Genomic DNA, 16,799 nt, shown 5'->3' on the forward strand with positions numbered 1-16,799 from the left:
TATTTAAGCTTCTTAGAATTTTTAACCATTTTCCTTCCCCAAATATTCTACTGCCAAAGAGAGGCCTTAAATTTAGCTAAGACTCAACGGCAAAGTCTGCTGAGCAATTTAGTTCACTTTAACTTTCAATTGATGGCCAGAAGAGAAAAGCTTTCTGGCTCTTTCTGCTGTATCCATAACCATTTGTGTTCAATTTCAGCAGGGCATACTAGTGTACAAAAAAGCCCACAATCAGTAGCGGAATAAAAAGACTCAGTACAACAATCAGCAGTAAGTTTTCTGGCTCGACATTGATCATCGTGGGTTGATTGCTCTTTTTTGGGGAGTCAGGATCAGTCATAGCAGGATACCCGAGGGATACCCCTACCCTAACAAACGCTGTCGCAGTCTTTGCAAATGTTAAGCAGCCCTTGCAAATGTCAATCACTCGCAAGAATCCGCTATGATACTGTCAGGTACCTAAATGAGTGGGGATCCCTATGCAGTGTCCCTATTGTTGCCATACGGATAGTCGTGTTCTTGAGTCTCGATCAGCAGAAGCGGGTCAAAGTATTCGACGGCGTCGGGAATGCCTTAACTGTGGCCGTCGCTTTACCACCTATGAACGGATTGAGTTTGTTCCCATTACCGTCATCAAACGCAATGGCGATCGCGAGTCTTTTGATCGCTCAAAATTGTTGCGGGGTATCATGACTGCCTGTGGCAAAACAAACATTCCCCAGCAAAAAATTGAAGCCCTCGTGGATGATATCGAAGCAGATTTACAGTTGCGATCGCGCCGCGAGGTCACGAGTGCTGAATTGGGGGAAGCGGCATTGCAACGGCTGCGGCATTTGAGTGAGGTGGCCTATGTCCGTTTTGCTTCTGTGTATCGTCAGTTTCAAGGGATTAGTGATTTTGTTGCCGAATTGGCTCATCTCCAGGAGACACCGGCCTCTCCAGAATTGATGACGGTCTCCCGCTCCTAGAGAGACTTCATGGGTAAGTCGGCATTGATGGCCTCAATGAGGCGTTGTTCTTCGTCATTGATATTGTCAATGTAACGATCAAAAATTTGGGCTAAGCGTGGTTCATAAAAGCGGTGCAGGCTGTAGTTGGGGGTCGCAGGAAAACCCCGCCGCTTTTTATGTCGTCCTCCTGCGCCGGGGTCAAAGCACTGAATCCCGTGGGCGATCGCCCATTCAATGGGTTCATAGTAGCAGGCGCTAAAGTGAAGACAGTCAATCTCGCGGGCACTGCCCCAATAGCGACCATAGAGATTGGTGCCCTTGGTGATACAAAAGGACATGGCAATGGGGCGCTGAGCACCACTGTTGGGATAGGCAGCAAAGAGCACCACTCGATGGCGATAGCGATCGGCGAGAGCCTCAAAAAACTGCCGTGTCAAATACTTGCTCCCCCACCAGCCAAATTTGTCGCAGGTATCGGTATAGAAATCGTACATTTGTTGCAGGAGGCTGCGGTTGACCTCCTCTCCCTGATGGACGCGAAACGTCAGCTCTGCTTGAGCTACGGCCTTGCGTTCGCGCTTGATGTTGCGGCGTTGGTTAGCATTGAAATCCGCGAGATAATCGTCAAAGGTCTGATAGTTACGATTGCGCCAAATGTAGCTGTGGTGTAGCCACGCCCGATAGCCATAGGCTTCGACCGCCGGTTGCCATTGGGGATCAACGTAGAGAAAGTGACAACCGGAAAGGCGATGACGCTGGCAAAGACGATCAATTTCATGCAGCATGACCCTTGTGATCAAGTCGGCATCCACATCCTCTGCCATGAGAAAGCGATAGCCGACCGCCGGCGTAAAGGGCGCCATCCCTAGGAGTTTGGGGTAGTAGCGAATACCTAACCGCAAAGCCAGATCTGCCCACTGGTGATCATAGACAAATTCCCCTTGACTGTGTCCTTTAAGATAAAGGGGAGCGGCGGCAACCAGTTCCCGCTGTCCCTGGCGATCGCGCCAAACCAATAGATGATGGGGGAGCCAACCAGTTTGCGGAGTAGCGCTGCCAGAGGCTTCAATTTGATGCAGCCATTCCCATTCAAAAAAGGGGGTTTCTAGAGGTAAGGCCAAGGCATCCCACTGCTGTTGGGGAACGCTGGCGATCGCATTTACCCACTGAATCGTTAGCTCTGGTGCCAGTGTTGCTGCAAATTCTGCCATGGTTTTCAGACAAACCGCGCCTCTGTTGTACTATAGCAAGCGCTTTAGCTAATCAGCGGGAAGTGGCGCGCTCTCCCGAAAGGGAATCTTGCTGCTCAATGTACCGCTTCAAGAGGGATACGGTGACCGCTCCCCAACTGGCAATGAAGTACTCACCGTTGACCTCTATCACCTTACAGTCGAAGTTCTCACACAAATGGCCAACCACCCCTGTCAGCCGTGGCAACATCGCAGCAGCTTTCAGGCTTGAGCGTACACGCTTAATCCAGAAAATGAACACTTTGCGGCGATATTTTAGGGTCAAAAAAGTGGGTCTGGGGCATCGGTTCACTATAAAACGCGAAGGTCGAAAGACTGAAGAAGCCCCCCCTCTAGGCGAAGCATGAGGGTCGAGAGTATGTTACATAAAGATACTGCCATCGGGCATGAGAGCCTCCTCTAGGCAAGCGCCCAGCAACAGCGCACTACTGAGATCGGCACGCATCAGATTCGCTTGGCGCAAGTTGGCTCCTTTGAGATTAGTGCGGGCGAGGTAGGCATCAATCAGACGCGCCTCCTGCAAATCGGCTCCCATTAAATTTGTGCGCCGCAAGTCCGCCTTGTTCAGAACTGATGCCCGCAAATTCACTCCTTGCGCCTGAGCATCATCAAGTCGTGCTTCCGCAAGAATTGCCTGACTTAAATCCGCTTGATTAAGAATCGCTCCCCGCAAATCCGCTTGAGCCAGCCGTGACTGCCGTAAATTGCTGCCCACCAGATTCGCTTGATAGAGAATGGCGCGCGTGAGAATTGCTCCCTGAAGATTGGCATTTTCTAAATTCGCTTGGGCAAGGCTAACGCTGTTGAGGTTGGCTTCCTTGAGATTAGCCCCCTTGAGGTTTGCCCGCGATAAATTGGCTCCCGCCAAGTTCGTTCCTTGCAGATCTACTTGGCGCAGATCTGCACCCACCAGATTTGCTGCTTCCTGATAGTGCTCTTTGCGAAAGTTGGCACCGCGCAGACAGGAGCCGGCCAAAACGGTATGACTTAAATTCGCCTGCCGCAAATCACTACTGAGGAAGTTGCAATCCCGAAAAACTGCCAATGTGAGATCCGCTCCCTGTAAATCGGCGCGATCGAACACGCAGCCATGACATTGGGCATCATGAAAATGACTGTCATTAAAAGTCGCTTGGGTAAAGTTACACCCCTCCAACCGTGCACCGGTCAACAGGGCATAGCTAAAGTCCGCCCGGCCAAAGTGACAAAATTGGAAATGCACCCCCTGCAAACTAGCGCCTTGTAAATCAATGCCAATCAAATCGGCACCCACGAGACTGACGCCGGCCAGATTCACCGTTTGAAAATTGGTTTCGCCCTTGGCATACTGGGCGAGCAACTCTTCAGCGTCCATGTCAATCTAAAGTAGGGAGCAACGCTGCTATCTCCCAAATGCCTATTGTTGACATTGCCAGCCCCCATGCTGGAGAGCGTAATGTTGCAAAATTTCCTCAAGTCGTGTTTGCGTATTTGGCGAAGAAGTGGAGGGTACAGTCACGGCAATCCCTTCAATTTGACTTAGGTCATAGTCAAACTGGGAACGGCTTTGGGGGAGCAACCGCACAGACACCCCCTCCAGGAGCTGTAAGTGAGCCGCCAATTCGCGATAGACGGCCAACGGCATGCGCGGGTTATAGTACACATGTTCACTCATGGGGTTGGTTAGGGGGGGTGGGCAACGCACAACAATTGACATCATTCAAGCAAACTTTACCCCATGCTAAAGCCCAACGCACGAGTGCCACGCGATTCTCTGATTTTGTTTTCATCAGAATATTACTGATGTGGTTATCTACTGTGCGCTTACTGATGTCTAGTTTGGCGGCAATATCCTGGTTGGTTAGCCCTGCTGCCACCAGTTCTAGAACCTGTAGCTCACGCTCCGACAGCAGCGAATACTCCAGCCGATCGTCTTGCGGTATAGACATCCCTAAATCCGTATAATTACTTAGACTGTTATTTTGATTGTAGTTGACGATTTCCCTCCTAGCTGCTCTTTTGAGGCAGAACCACGCTGTTCCTCTCCATGTGCCCGGCCATCAACGGGGTCGAGGTATGGAGCCGCTGTTGCGTGCCCTTTGGGGAACGGCCTTAGCCCAAGACTTGAGTGAATTGCCTGCTCTCGACAACTTGGCTCAGCCCACGGGCGTGCTGAGGGAGGCACAGGCGGCGGTGGCCGCTGTAGCTGGCAGCGATCGCGCTTGGTTTCTGGTGAATGGTGCCACGGGGGGTCTTTTGGCAGCACTTCTGGCGACACTAAATCCCGGCGATCGCGTTCTGGTGGGTCGCAATGTCCACCGCTCCGTGACTGCAGGGCTAGTCTTGACGGGAGCCAAGCCCGTCTATTTGGGGGTAAGGGTTGATCCGCAGTGGGGGCTGCCATTGCCAGTTACAAAGGAGGTGGTTGCCGCCGGTTTGGCCGCCTATGGCGATGCCAAGGCAGTGGTACTGGTGAGTCCCACCTATGAGGGGCTGTGCTCTCCCTTGGTAGAAATTGCCCAGTGCGTCCATGAGCACGGCCTGCCTCTGATTGTGGATGAAGCCCACGGCAGCCATTTTCGTTATCATCCGGCATTTCCCGTTACTGCGTTGGCTGCGGGAGCCGATGTGGTTGTGCAGTCGTGGCACAAAACCCTAGGAACTCTAACCCAAACGGCTGTCCTCCATCTGCAGGGGGAGCGGATTGCCCCTGAGCGCCTGAGTCAAGCCCTCAACTTGGTACAAACCACTAGCCCCAGCTATTGGTTTCTGGCGGCGCTTGAGCGGGCGGGCTATCAGATGGCTCAGCAGGGACAGGAAATTTATGAAAGGCTTCTCCGGTGGGTCAACCGCTATGAATGGCCGCTGCCCCGTTGGCAAGCCCCAGGTATCCCTCAGGATCCGCTGCGATTAACCCTAGGGACTTGGCCAATTGGTCTTACGGGCTTTGAACTAGATGAGTTGTTGCAACCGCAGATTATGGCCGAGTTCCCCAGCGGGCGATCGCTCACCTTTTGTCTGGGGCTTGGCACCACACAGGCCATGCTTGAAACTTTGGCCGATCGCCTGAATACCATTTACACAGAATACCGCCACCATGCGCCTCTAGCGCCCCTGTCTCTGCCGCCGAGTTCCAACCTTCAAGAAAGCCCCTGTTCACCACGGGACGCCTACTTTTGTCCCCAGGTCTCGGTTCCCCTCAAGTCGGCCTTGAATCAGATCAGTGCCGAAACCATCTCTCCCTACCCGCCAGGAATTCCCACTGTGATTGCTGGTGAGCGAATCACTGAGTCAGTCATTGAAAACTTGCAATACCTTAAGGAACTGGGTGCAGAGATGGTAGGGGCTGCCGATCCCACACTGCAAACCCTGAGGGTCTGCAAGGTCTAATCTTCCCAGTCCTCCTCTTCCAGCAAATGGCTCACTAGATGCTGCTCCAAGAGGGGTTGCAGGTGCTGAAAGTCTTGAGGAGAGAGGAGTTCTGGTTCTTGGCCAGGCACCAGCCGAGCAACGTAAAGGGTGGGACTCAGGGGCGTATAAACGCTATATTCCCGTGTGCTGCAAAAGAAGCTACTGCCAAGGGGTTGATACTCCTCGATGTCTTCATCAGTTTCCACCTCCACGGTGAGAATGTCATCTTCATCCAGATCCGGTAATTCGCCCGCTACGGTTAGGGTCAACGCTGTGCGCTTGAGGGTGAGGTTTTGTTCTTCAAGGATGGCACGGGCTGTATCAAAGACCGCATCAATTTCGTGCTCCTCTAGGGGCACTAAGGTTTCTTCTTCATCATTTTCCGCCACAACCGCAAAAATTTCGACGGGATAGTCTACCGGACGCAACAGCGCATAAGTTTCCCCTTGAACATTCAGGCGGAACTCGATGTAGCAGTCAAGGGAGCGCCCTTGATCATCGTAGAGGCGGAGCTGCTCTATCTGTTCTTCGAAATCTTCGTCCTCCCAAGGCTGCTCATTACTGTTTTGCTGGTTTTGATAGTTTGAACCCATGCTGCTTCGGTAAAATTCCCTATGGCATTGGAGCATACCATGCAGCGGGTCGTCGTGGGGCATTCCTTGTGGCAGCTTTGGTTGATTTTTCTTCAAAAACCTAAAATTAGGGGGTATCCAAAGTCGCAAATAGCGCTGCCACCACCTGTGCTGCCTTCTGATCCAACTTGTGCCAGTCCACTTCCCCAGCAGGATCAAGGAGGCTGAGGTCAGCTTGCACCTCCCCCACCTGAAAGTCATGGATGCCGCTGTAGTCAAGTTCAGGGGTGTACTGCTGAAAACAAATTTGGTAGCAAAGCTCCCACAGGTTTACCCGCTGTTGGCGATCGCCCTGACGTAGAGATAGCCAGTAGAGAATTTGCGGTTCTGCGTCATTACAAGGAATTTCAACGGTTTCATAGCTGCCCTGCCAAGGGGAGGTTTCTAGCGATCGCCGCAGATGATCTAGGAGACGAATCAGTGCTGGTTGCATCAGTTGCGCCGCTGCATACCAGGGATGATTAGTGTTGGCGGTCATGGGATTAGGCCTTTGGTTTCTTTACATTGTAGTCTTCGTGGGACAGAACACTGCGGGGTTCAATGCGATCCCCCATGTCGTAGCAAATGAGACGGTAATGGTAACTGAGGGGAATACTAATTACACGGCGATCATGGTTCAGGCGCTTGCCCTTGAACTGGCGATAATCGGCACCAGCAAGAATCTCGGCAATGACTTGACGAGCTTTGAGAACGATTGCCTTGGGTAATCCCTCTAAATGAACCACATCGTGCGCAAAGGAAGCCTGCCATTCCTGCCGTGCCAAGCGTGCTTGTTCCTGTTGTCTTGTCTTTGAGGCGCTTGCTTGGGCTAACTGGGCACAGTAGTGGCAGATTTGACCATAACCTTGATGACCGCAGGGAAACCGTTTTCGACGACGTGGCATAGGGCATCCTCAGAGAAATAAAACAGGGCAGCGAGTTATGACCCCCCACCCTGCTCATCTAGTTATATTGTTGGTCTAAGTGTGTACTCCTTGGCATCTAACCAAGAAGGGCATTGGCCTTGGCCACGACGTTATCCACGGTAAAGCCAAATTTCTCCATGCAGACATTGCCCGGAGCCGAGGCGCCAAAGCGCTCGATCGACACAGTGGCATCGGCATAACGACACCAACCAAAACTGGTGGCCGCTTCCACCGCAAGGCGCTTGACCCCCGTCGGCAGCACACTGGCTTTGTATTCAGGGGACTGCTCCTCAAAAAGTTCCCAAGAAGGCATAGACACTACTCGCACTTTCTTGCCGTTGGCCGCCAGCACTTCGGCGGCTTTAACACAGAGGGAGACTTCTGAACCGGTGCCAATCAGGATCAAGTCGGGGGTGCCTTGGCAATCCACCAGTGTGTAGGCACCTTTGGCGACATTGGCGGCAGAACTACCGGCCAAGTTCGGCACGTTTTGGCGGGTAAGCGCGAGGAGGGTCGGTTGCTTACGCCGTTGTATTGCCACTTGGTAGGCACCCGAGGTTTCATTGCCATCGGCAGGGCGGATCACCAAAAGGTTGGGAATCGCCCGCAGGGAAGCTAAGGTTTCTACGGGTTGGTGAGTAGGACCATCTTCACCAAGGGCAATGGAGTCGTGGGTCATGACATAAATAACACCTGCTTGGGAGAGTGCTGAGAGGCGCAGGGCAGGCCGCAGGTAATCAGCAAAGACCAAGAACGTAGCACAGTAGGGGATCAAGCCGGAATTGTGGAGGGCAATGCCATTGCAGATGGCGGCCATGCCGTGCTCGCGCACACCAAAGTGAATGTTGCGATTTTGGTACTGGCCTTTTTGGAAATCACCGGAGCACTTGAGTTCGGTGAGGTTGGAGTGGGTCAAGTCTGCAGAACCACCGATGAGTTCCGGCAGCTTGGGGGCGATCGCGTTTAGGCAAATTTCCGAATGCTTGCGGGTGGCCATGGCCTTGTCTTCGGGAGTATAGCTGGGCAGATTGGCATCCCAATCGGCGGGCAATTCCCCGCGCAGCAGCCGTTCAAATTCGGCAGCTTCCTCCGGATATTTCTGGCGATAGGTTGCCCAAGTTTGGTTCCATTCAGATTCATAGCCAGCACCCCGCTCAACGGCTTTGCGGAAGTGATTCAGCACCTCCTCAGGTACCACAAAAGGCTCATAGGGCCAACCAAGGTTTTCGCGAGTGAGTTTAACTTCTTCAGGCCCTAGAGCCGCGCCGTGTACCCCAGCAGTATTGGCTTTGTTGGGAGAGCCATAGCCAATTGTGGTGGTGATCTTGATGAGGGAAGGTTTGTCGGTTACTGCTTTAGCGGCTTCAATGGCTTTGGCAATGCCTGCGAGATCCGTATTGCCATCGGCCACGTGCTGCACGTGCCAACCGTAGGCCTCAAAGCGCTTGCAGACATCCTCTGTAAAGGCAATGTCGGTGGAGCCGTCAATGGAAATGTGGTTATCGTCGTAGAGGGCAATGAGTTTGCCCAAGCCCCAGTGACCAGCGAGGGAGCAGGCTTCACCGGAGATGCCTTCCATGTTGCAGCCATCACCAAGGATGACATAGGTGTAGTGATCGACTAATTTGAGATCGGGCTTGTTGAAGCGAGCTGCTAAATGGGCTTCCGCCACTGCTAAGCCGACGGCATTACAAATCCCTTGACCGAGAGGACCTGTGGTTACTTCCACGCCAGGGGTTTCAAAGTTTTCCGGGTGACCGGGTGTGCGCGACCCCCATTGGCGAAACTGCTTGATGTCCTCAATCGTGACACTGTCGTAGCCCGTAAGATACAGCAGGGCATACTGCAACATACAGCCATGACCCGCTGAGAGGACAAAGCGATCGCGATTGAACCACTGCGGATTTTTGGGGTTATACCGCATGAACTGGTTCCACAGCACATAGGCCATGGGCGCTGCCCCCATGGGCAGACCGGGGTGCCCAGAATTGGCCTTTTGCACCGCATCGATCGCTAGGAACCGAATGGCATTAATACAGAGTTCATCAAGGGATTGAGTCACCGCAGGCATTGTTTTCTCTCTCTAGTTGGGTTTGCAGCAGAAGTTAACGGTCGGGAGTGTATTTGCGGAAGGCCAACGTTACGTTATGCCCACCAAAGCCAAAGGAGTTGGACAAAGCCACCGTCACCGGACAAGCCCGACTCTGATGGGGAACATAGTCCAGATCGCAAGCAGGATCTGGCTGTTCCAAGTTAATTGTAGGGGGGATGCGATCGTGGGCAACTGCCATCACCGTGGCGATCGCCTCAATGCCCCCCGATCCCCCCAAAAGGTGCCCCGTCATGGATTTGGTCGAACTCACAGGGACACGACGGGCATTTTCCTCGCCAAGGGCACGTTTAATGGCGGCCGTTTCCGTACTGTCGTTAGCGGGGGTACTGGTGCCGTGGGCATTGATATAGCTCACCTGATCCGGAGCAATTCCCCCATCCTTGAGGCAGGCTTCAATCGCCCGAGCAGCCCCTTCTCCGCCCGGCGAGGGAGCGGTCATGTGGTAGGCGTCACAGGTCAAGCCGTAGCCCACCATTTCCGCATAGATGCGAGCCCCCCGAGCAAGAGCAAATTCTAATTCTTCAAGGATGAGGATGCCGGCTCCTTCTCCGAGGACAAAGCCATCACGGTTGAGGTCAAAGGGACGACTGGCATGGTGGGGGTCATCATTGCGGGTAGACAGGGCACGCGCGGCCGCAAAACCGGCCACTGACAGGGGCGTAATCGCTGCCTCTGTACCACCGCAGATCATCGCCTTGGCATAGCCGTGTTGCACCATGCGGAAGGCATCGCCAATAGCATTAGAACCCGCTGCACAGGCAGTCACGGCACAGGAATTGGGACCTTTGGCACCGGTGTGAATGGCAGTGAGTCCAGCGGCCATGTTGGCAATCATCATTGGGATCATAAAGGGACTACAGCGACTAGGCCCCTTACTGAGGTAGATCTCCTGCTGATCCTCCATCACCTTTAGGCCGCCGACACCGGTGCCGATAATGATGCCAATGTCAGTGGCATTGCTTCCGTCAATGGTTAACCGGGCATCCGCAAGGGCTTGTTTGCTGGCGGCCACGGCAAATTGGGCAAAGCGATCCATACGCTTGGCATCCTTGCGATCCATGTAGAGGGTAGGATCAAAGCCACGCACCTCACCCGCTATGCGGCAGTCATGCCGACTGGCATCAAAGGCCGTGATGTAGTCAATGCCATTGCGACCGGCCATTAACCCTTCCCAATACTCCGCAAGGGTGTTCCCGAGGGGGGTAATTGCTCCCATCCCCGTGACAACAACCCGTTTTTGGTGCGCGTTTGCCATGGACCTATGCAGCTACCTTATTGTTGATAAAGTCAAGGACATCTTGGACGGTTTTTAGTTTCTCTGCTTCTTCGTCCGGAATTTCTACGCCGAAGGCTTCCTCAAGTGCCATGATCAGCTCCACGGAATCGAGGGAGTCGGCATTGAGATCTTCGGCAAAACTGGCTTCGGGCACAACTTTTTCTGGATCAACACTCAGTTGATCAGCAACAATTGCTTTGACCTTTTCGAGAATTTCAGATTGATTCATAGATGCCTAAACTGGATGGACAACGATGGAGAACAGGAATTGATGCGGGCGATCGCCATTCCTCAAATCTAGGATGTTTCGTGCCCAGAATCAACGCGCCATAATTATAGGACAAATCGGGGATCTCCTAAGAGATTTCTGCAACTGTGATAAGCTACAGTTTGGATATTTGATACCAACAACGCTACATCTCCTGTTGCCCTTCCTTCACCGAGTTACCGATGCATTTTACGATTGCGAGTCTGCTTGCTAACTTTAGCGAAGATAAATTTGTTGCCCCCAAAGTTCTCGAAAAAAAACTCGGCTGCAATGATCCTGAAAGCCAGCGAGAACTGGAAATTGCCCTTGATGCCCTAGAACGCATTGGCCTACTGATTAAGGAACGGGGCAAGTATCGCCGTGCCAGTGATGACGGCTTAATTGAAGGGCGGCTGCGCTGCTCCAGCAAGGGCTTTTGCTTTGCCATTCAGGATACTGAGGGCGCTGAAGATATTTTTGTACGCGAGCATCAACTCAGTACCGCTTGGAATGGCGATCGCGTGCTGGTGCGGGTCACCCGTGAAGGCCGCCGCAAGAAATCACCCGAAGGTGAAGTAAAGCTGATTTTAGAGCGGGGAAATCCCTCAGTGATTGCCCGGGTGAAACAGACGGAAGACGGTTTTCGGGGGATCCCCCTTGACGATCGCCTGCTTTTTGAAATTGCCCTTGAGCCAAATGACCTCGTGCCCGATCTATCCACCGTTGTGGATCAACTGGTGCATGTGAACATTCGCCGTTATCCCTTGGGGGGGTACTTGCCCATAGGAGAAATTGGCCAGATTTTAGGCAGTGATGCCCAATCGGCACCTGTCCTAGATTTGATTTGCTGCAAGCATAACCTTGTGCGGCAATTTAGCCCAGCGGTACGCACAGCGGCAGCAACGTTGAATGCCCAGCTGGCGGACTTGGATTTAAGTGATCGCCAAGATTTGCGGGAACTGGTCACCATTACCCTAGTGGCCCCCGGTCAAGAACCCCAAGTGGCCTTTTCCCTTGATCCCCTAGAGGCCAATCGCTGGCAGTTGGGAATTCACATCAGTGATGTGGGAGGCTTGCTTCCCCGCGATGAACTGCTGGATCGGACGGCACGGCGGCTGGGCACAACCTTGGCCACCCCTGAACTCAGTCTGCCCCTATTACCACAGGAACTGGAGATGCTGCGTCTTCTACCGGGGAGCGATCGCGCGGCGATTTCCCTTCTAATTGCAATTGACAACAGCGGCACCGTCCAGTCCTACACTATTTACCGCAGTCGTATCTGCGTGGATGCCTGTGTTACCAGTGAGCAGGTGGCGGCCACTCTTGCTTTGGGAGATAGTTCGGGCGATTGGCTACGTGCCCTGATTCATCTTGCCCATGCTGTCAGTCAGCAACGCCAGCAACGGGGCAGTATTGAACTCACATTTGCGGATGCTTTGAGCCTTACCTATGCTGATGAAGGTCTAGCAGCCGCTATTTCCCTACCACGGGTTACCCCTTGGACAAGTTTAGTCATTCTTGCCAATGAATTAATCGCCCGTCATCTGAGGAAGTTGGGGGTGCCTGCCCTTTACCGCACCCAGCCATTGCCCGAACTCTACGCAGTGCAGGATTTTCTCAAGCTCTGCCAAAATCTGAACTTGCCCTTGAGTCTCGACAATCCCACCCAAGTTACCCCTCGCGACTGTCAGCGCTTTATGGCACAGTTGGCCACCGCAGATTTGGCACCGCTGTTGCAAGAACTCTTACTGGATAAACTTAAACCCGCCACTGATGCCAGCGTACCACTGCCCCACTTTAGCTTGGCCACAGGGGAAGGCTATGGCCACTTCTGCTCCCCTTTGCAACGCTACACCGACATTGTCAATCAGCGTATTTTGCACCTCCTTTTGACGGAGGGGCGCGATCGCCGCAGTCCACGAGCCAAAGAGCGCGTTAATCTCGGTGACTCCAGCTGTTTAGAGCAAGTCAACTGGACGGTTTTTACCACCGATATCCAGCGCGAGGTTGATACCCTCCTCAACGAGTTGGTTCCCCACCTCCAAGAGCGGGAGCGGCAAACCTACACGGCTTGGAAAGATCTGGTGGGTCTGCAACGGGTGCGTCAAGTCCAAGCCTGCATCGGTGAAGTGCGTCCCGGTATTATTACGGGGGTACAGTCCTATGGCTTCTTTGTCGAACTAATTGATTTTAATGTTGAGGGCTTAGTTCACGTCAGTTCCCTCAAAGATGACTGGTATGACTACCGCGCCCTTGCTCAAACCTTGACGGGCCGGCGCAACCGATTGCGTTACCGCTTGGGCGATCGCGTTGAGGTGCTGATTAAAAATGTGGACTCCTATCGTCAGCAGGTGGATTTGACCGTGGTTAGTGGTGGCTCCCAGGCAACAGAAGAAGACCTCAACGGCAGCGGTGATGTTGGAGAAACCGCTATCCCTCCTGAGGAAGAAGCCCCTGAAGATCTCTAAACTGGCAGTTGATGTTTTGCAGGGAGTGGGCAGCGGTTGAAAATTGTCTATTTTGGCACACCAGAGTTTGCCCTGCCGCCGCTACAGCGGCTGCTGGAAACAGAGGCTCATCAAGTCTTGGGGGTTGTCACCCAGCCTGATCGGCGGCGGGGACGAGGTAGCCAATTATCGCCTTCCCCGGTCAAGGCCTTTGCCCTCGATCACGGGCTGCCCGTTTGGCAACCACAACGCCTGCGTCGGGATTTAACACTGCCTGAGGTCTTGCGATCGCTGGCTGCCGATGTCTTTGTCGTAGTGGCCTACGGTCAAATTCTGCCCCCGCCTATCCTTGAGATTCCCCGTTACGGCTGCATCAACATTCACGGCTCACTGCTGCCCAAGTATCGCGGTGCGGCTCCGATTCAGTGGGCACTCTACCACGGCGAACGGGAAACCGGCGTGACAACGATGCTCATGGATGCCGGTATGGACACAGGCCCAATGCTCCTGAAGCAAAAAGTACCCATTCATTTAGGGGATACGGCTGCTACCCTCAGTGCTGCCCTCAGTCAAATTGGTGCTAATCTGCTGCTGGAAACTTTGCAGCAACTGCCGCAGCTACAACCGGAACCCCAAAATGAGACTGAGGCCACCTACGCGCCGCTCATTCAAAAAAGCGACTATGCCATTGATTGGCGACGATCTGCTTTAGCCCTCCACAACCAAGTGCGCGCTTTTTATCCCCATGCCTATACTCAATGGCAAGACACCCCTTTGAAACTGCTACAAACGTGGCCGTTAGTCCCTGAAGTTAGCCCAGAATTACCAGAACCCCTCCAGTCGTTGGTCTGTGAACCTGAGACCTCCTCCGCTCCCGGTACTGTGGTGCAGTTAATTAAGGGATGGGGGCCTGTGGTACAAACGGGCAAGGGTCGTCTGCTGCTCAGTCAGGTGCAGTTGAGTGGCCGCAAAGCCCAATCGGGTTGGGATTTTGTCAATGGCGTGCGCTTGGCGATCGCTACCCAGTTGGGGACAGCACCCTCACTCTTGTAACTGAGTTTTAAGCAAGAGGGGCTTAATGTAACTAAATATTACGATTTTGCCGTTTTGACAGCATTTTGCCTTGACACCCCTTGGAGTGGCTCACTACACTGGCACACATACCTAGGTACGTCTCTAACCCCTATGGAAGATAAGCAAAAGGTTACGTTGTATCTGTCCCCCGATGTGCACCGCCAGCTAAAAATTGCCGCTGTAGTCGAGCAGGAAACGATGTCCACCCTTGCCGAACGTGCCATTGAATTTCTGCTGGCTCATCCAGAAGTCTTGGCGCGATATGCAGAGCAAAAGCATGGCAATGTACATCGAGTTTATCACTGCCCAGAGTGTGCCAGTGCCCTTGTCCTACGGGGGGATGAGCTAACGGCCTTGGTCAATCAGCCCACGGTAATTGACGATGATAGCCTCAGTGTTCCCTCGCTCTCCGTTGAGCTGGTGTCTGCCCGCTAAGCCAGCGGCGGGGCTGTCGGGTCAACCTTGAAAAAAGGAGGTGATGGCTGTGCAAGAAGAGTTGAGTATCCTAATCCAAGCGCAATATCCATTGATCTACCTCCTGACCTCTGAAGAAGAGCGGGCGGAACAGGCGATCGCTAGGATTGCCCAAAGTCAAATCGGGTCTCAAGGACGGTCTCCCCGCAAGCTCTACATTTGGACAGTGACCCACGGCATGGTTGAGTATGGTCATCCCCGCAACAACAGTCACCACAACACTGTCTCACCGGAGGCCGCCATTCAATGGGTTGTGCACCAAAGGGAACCGGGTATTTACGTCTTTAAAGACTTGCACCCCTTCATTGATTCCCCTCCTGTGACTCGTTCCCTGCGGGACGCGATCGCCAGCTTCAAGAGCAGCCACAAAACCATTATTCTCATGTCCCCCGAAGCGGCGCAGCGGATTCCCGTCGAACTGGAAAAAGAAATTGTTGTTGTTGACTATCCCTTGCCAAGTATCAACGAACTGGATCAAGTCCTAGGGGAGCAACTAGACCCCCGCAGTCACCGCCTCACTCCCGAGGCCCGCGAAAAACTGGTGAAAGCCACCCTTGGCCTGACGCGGGATGAAGCCGAAAAAGTCTTTCGCAAAGCCAAAGTCACAGCAGGTCGCCTCACCGAAGCCGAGGTGGACATCATCCTTTCCGAGAAAAAACAGCTCATCCGTCGCAACGGCATCCTGGAATACATGGAAGTGGATGAAACCATTGATTCTGTGGGCGGTTTAGAGGAACTTAAAATTTGGCTGCGGCAACGTGCCAATGCCTTTAGTGAAAAAGCGCGGGAATACGGCTTACCGCAACCCAAGGGGATGCTCATTTTGGGCGTGCCCGGCTGTGGGAAGTCCCTCATTGCCAAAACCACCTCTCGCCTTTGGGGTCTCCCACTACTGCGCTTGGATATGGGGCGAGTCTATGACGGGTCGATGGTGGGGCGCTCCGAAGCCAACCTGCGCAATGCCCTGAAAACAGCGGAATCCATTTCCCCTGCCATTCTCTTTATTGATGAAATGGACAAGGCCTTTGCCGGTGGTGCAGGTTCCTCAGACTCTGACGGCGGTACCTCCAGCCGCATCTTTGGCTCCTTTCTGACTTGGATGCAGGAGAAAAAGTCTCCCGTCTTTGTCTTGGCGACGGCCAATCGCGTCGAACGGCTCCCCGGTGAATTCTTGCGCAAAGGCCGTTTTGATGAAATTTTCTTTGTGGATTTGCCCAATGCGGAGGAGCGCAAGGAAATTTTTCGCATTCACCTGGCCAAACGCCGCCGTGAGATTGATCGCTTTGACCTAGAGCAACTCGCCAATATCTGTGATGGCTTTTCCGGTGCCGAGATTGAACAGGCCATCATTGCCGCCATGTACGAAGCCTTTGCTCAAGGGCGTGAGTTTACCCAGTTAGACATTATTGCCGCCAGCCGTGCCACTCAACCCCTTTCCAAGACAATGCAAGAGCAGGTCACGGCACTCCGCGATTGGGCACGCCAACGAGCGCGTCCGGCGGCTGCTTCAGTGGCTGAATACCAGCGACTGGAGTTCTGACAAGCTTCCTTCTGTCTGCCCTAAGCAGATGGGAGAAAGACCCGACCACAGGGGTTTGGTTCGCCATAAATTGTGGTTCATTCAGTCCAATGTTTTAGTCTCAATCTGGAGGAAATCCACATGTCTCACTTCAGCACCCTGCGTACGAAAATTACCGATGCTGAAATCTTGAAAGCCTCTCTGCGCGATTTGGGCATTGCGGTGAAAACCAATGCCGATGTGCGTGGCTACAACGGCCAACGTGTTCGCGCGGACATCGTCGCTGTTCTTGACGGCGAGTACGATCTGGGCTGGTCTCGCAATGCTGATGGCACTTTTGATCTGATTGCTGATCTTTGGGGTGTGGCCAAAAAACACAACCAAACCGAGCTAATTAACTCGATCAATCAAAAATATGCCATCAACAAAACCTTGGCTGAGGTGAAGCGCCCTGGCCTTCAGAACGCTAACGTCAAGCTTGTGGTGCATAGCTAATCCTGTTGCCAATTGCTTTGTACGGTC

Annotated in this window: 19 protein-coding genes; 7 read left to right on the top strand and 12 right to left on the bottom strand. The window is 53.2% G+C overall.

Annotated features, from left to right (window positions below; genetic code table 11):
* Positions 1 to 208: 208 nt before the first annotated feature.
* Positions 209 to 340: a hypothetical protein gene (locus P3X23_RS09740; protein ID WP_300876044.1), complete on the bottom strand. Its 132-nt coding sequence runs from the start codon at positions 338 to 340 to the stop codon at positions 209 to 211.
* A gap of 139 nt (positions 341 to 479) precedes the next feature.
* Between P3X23_RS09740 and nrdR the strand changes: the two genes are divergently transcribed.
* On the top strand, positions 480 to 968 hold the full coding sequence (gene nrdR, locus P3X23_RS09745; protein WP_300876047.1) for a transcriptional regulator NrdR: 489 nt from the start codon (positions 480 to 482) through the stop codon (positions 966 to 968).
* Here nrdR and P3X23_RS09750 read toward each other — a convergent pair.
* The 5 genes from P3X23_RS09750 to P3X23_RS09770 form a co-directional block, all read right to left on the bottom strand.
* On the bottom strand, positions 965 to 2,161 hold the full coding sequence (locus tag P3X23_RS09750; protein ID WP_300876050.1) for a GNAT family N-acetyltransferase: 1,197 nt from the start codon (positions 2,159 to 2,161) through the stop codon (positions 965 to 967). The genes nrdR and P3X23_RS09750 overlap by 4 nt on opposite strands.
* Before the next feature lie 52 nt (positions 2,162 to 2,213).
* Complete coding sequence (locus P3X23_RS09755; RefSeq protein ID WP_300876053.1) at positions 2,214 to 2,390, bottom strand: hypothetical protein; 177 nt, start codon at positions 2,388 to 2,390, stop codon at positions 2,214 to 2,216.
* 171 nt (positions 2,391 to 2,561) lie between these two features.
* Positions 2,562 to 3,554 (bottom strand): pentapeptide repeat-containing protein, encoded by a 993-nt coding sequence (locus tag P3X23_RS09760; RefSeq protein ID WP_300876056.1) that lies wholly within the window; start codon positions 3,552 to 3,554, stop codon positions 2,562 to 2,564.
* Positions 3,555 to 3,596: 42 nt separating this feature from the next.
* Entirely contained in the window at positions 3,597 to 3,854 is a 258-nt protein-coding gene (locus tag P3X23_RS09765) for a hypothetical protein (RefSeq protein ID WP_300876059.1), read from the bottom strand.
* The gene (locus P3X23_RS09770; protein ID WP_300876062.1) at positions 3,847 to 4,128 is read right to left on the bottom strand and encodes a helix-turn-helix transcriptional regulator; all 282 of its coding nucleotides are present in this window, start codon (positions 4,126 to 4,128) and stop codon (positions 3,847 to 3,849) included. Before P3X23_RS09770 ends, P3X23_RS09765 begins: the two co-directional genes overlap by 8 nt.
* Positions 4,129 to 4,171: 43 nt before the next feature.
* Between P3X23_RS09770 and P3X23_RS09775 the strand changes: the two genes are divergently transcribed.
* Positions 4,172 to 5,569, top strand: coding sequence for an aminotransferase class I/II-fold pyridoxal phosphate-dependent enzyme (locus P3X23_RS09775; RefSeq protein ID WP_300876065.1), 1,398 nt, complete (start codon positions 4,172 to 4,174; stop codon positions 5,567 to 5,569).
* Here the strand turns inward: P3X23_RS09775 and P3X23_RS09780 are convergent.
* The 6 genes from P3X23_RS09780 to acpP all read right to left on the bottom strand — a co-directional run bounded on the left by P3X23_RS09780 (position 5,566) and on the right by acpP (position 10,745).
* Positions 5,566 to 6,183: a DUF3727 domain-containing protein gene (locus tag P3X23_RS09780; protein ID WP_300876067.1), complete on the bottom strand. Its 618-nt coding sequence runs from the start codon at positions 6,181 to 6,183 to the stop codon at positions 5,566 to 5,568. The two genes, P3X23_RS09775 and P3X23_RS09780, sit on opposite strands and share 4 nt — an antisense overlap.
* A 106-nt stretch (positions 6,184 to 6,289) precedes the next feature.
* Positions 6,290 to 6,700 carry a hypothetical protein gene (locus P3X23_RS09785; RefSeq protein ID WP_300876070.1) on the bottom strand — a complete coding sequence of 137 codons (411 nt, stop codon included), beginning with the start codon at positions 6,698 to 6,700 and terminating at the stop codon, positions 6,290 to 6,292.
* A gap of 4 nt (positions 6,701 to 6,704) precedes the next feature.
* On the bottom strand, positions 6,705 to 7,106 hold the full coding sequence (locus tag P3X23_RS09790; protein ID WP_300876071.1) for a hypothetical protein: 402 nt from the start codon (positions 7,104 to 7,106) through the stop codon (positions 6,705 to 6,707).
* A gap of 97 nt (positions 7,107 to 7,203) precedes the next feature.
* On the bottom strand, positions 7,204 to 9,198 hold the full coding sequence (gene tkt / locus P3X23_RS09795) for a transketolase (protein ID WP_300876074.1): 1,995 nt from the start codon (positions 9,196 to 9,198) through the stop codon (positions 7,204 to 7,206).
* Between the two features lie 34 nt (positions 9,199 to 9,232).
* Positions 9,233 to 10,495 carry a beta-ketoacyl-ACP synthase II gene (fabF, locus tag P3X23_RS09800; protein ID WP_300876076.1) on the bottom strand — a complete coding sequence of 421 codons (1,263 nt, stop codon included), beginning with the start codon at positions 10,493 to 10,495 and terminating at the stop codon, positions 9,233 to 9,235.
* A 4-nt stretch (positions 10,496 to 10,499) separates the two neighbouring features.
* On the bottom strand, positions 10,500 to 10,745 hold the full coding sequence (gene acpP / locus P3X23_RS09805; RefSeq protein WP_300876079.1) for an acyl carrier protein: 246 nt from the start codon (positions 10,743 to 10,745) through the stop codon (positions 10,500 to 10,502).
* Positions 10,746 to 10,966: 221 nt separating this feature from the next.
* On the opposite strand from acpP, the gene P3X23_RS09810 reads away from it, so the two are divergent.
* From P3X23_RS09810 to P3X23_RS09830, 5 genes are all read left to right on the top strand, one after another.
* A complete protein-coding gene (locus tag P3X23_RS09810) occupies positions 10,967 to 13,231 on the top strand; it encodes a ribonuclease R family protein (protein ID WP_300876081.1) in 2,265 nt (754 codons plus the stop codon).
* Positions 13,232 to 13,267: 36 nt separating this feature from the next.
* Complete coding sequence (gene fmt, locus P3X23_RS09815) at positions 13,268 to 14,263, top strand: methionyl-tRNA formyltransferase (RefSeq protein WP_300876084.1); 996 nt, start codon at positions 13,268 to 13,270, stop codon at positions 14,261 to 14,263.
* Positions 14,264 to 14,395: 132 nt separating this feature from the next.
* Positions 14,396 to 14,719: a ribbon-helix-helix domain-containing protein gene (locus tag P3X23_RS09820; RefSeq protein ID WP_300876086.1), complete on the top strand. Its 324-nt coding sequence runs from the start codon at positions 14,396 to 14,398 to the stop codon at positions 14,717 to 14,719.
* Between the two features lie 49 nt (positions 14,720 to 14,768).
* Positions 14,769 to 16,298: an AAA family ATPase gene (locus P3X23_RS09825; protein ID WP_300876113.1), complete on the top strand. Its 1,530-nt coding sequence runs from the start codon at positions 14,769 to 14,771 to the stop codon at positions 16,296 to 16,298.
* 120 nt (positions 16,299 to 16,418) lie between these two features.
* Positions 16,419 to 16,772, top strand: coding sequence for a DUF1257 domain-containing protein (locus tag P3X23_RS09830; RefSeq protein WP_300876089.1), 354 nt, complete (start codon positions 16,419 to 16,421; stop codon positions 16,770 to 16,772).
* The last annotated feature ends 27 nt before the right edge of the window (positions 16,773 to 16,799 follow it).

Origin of the sequence: Thermosynechococcus sp. Uc (assembly GCF_029335995.1) — a bacterium.
Taxonomy (GTDB): domain Bacteria; phylum Cyanobacteriota; class Cyanobacteriia; order Thermosynechococcales; family Thermosynechococcaceae; genus Thermosynechococcus.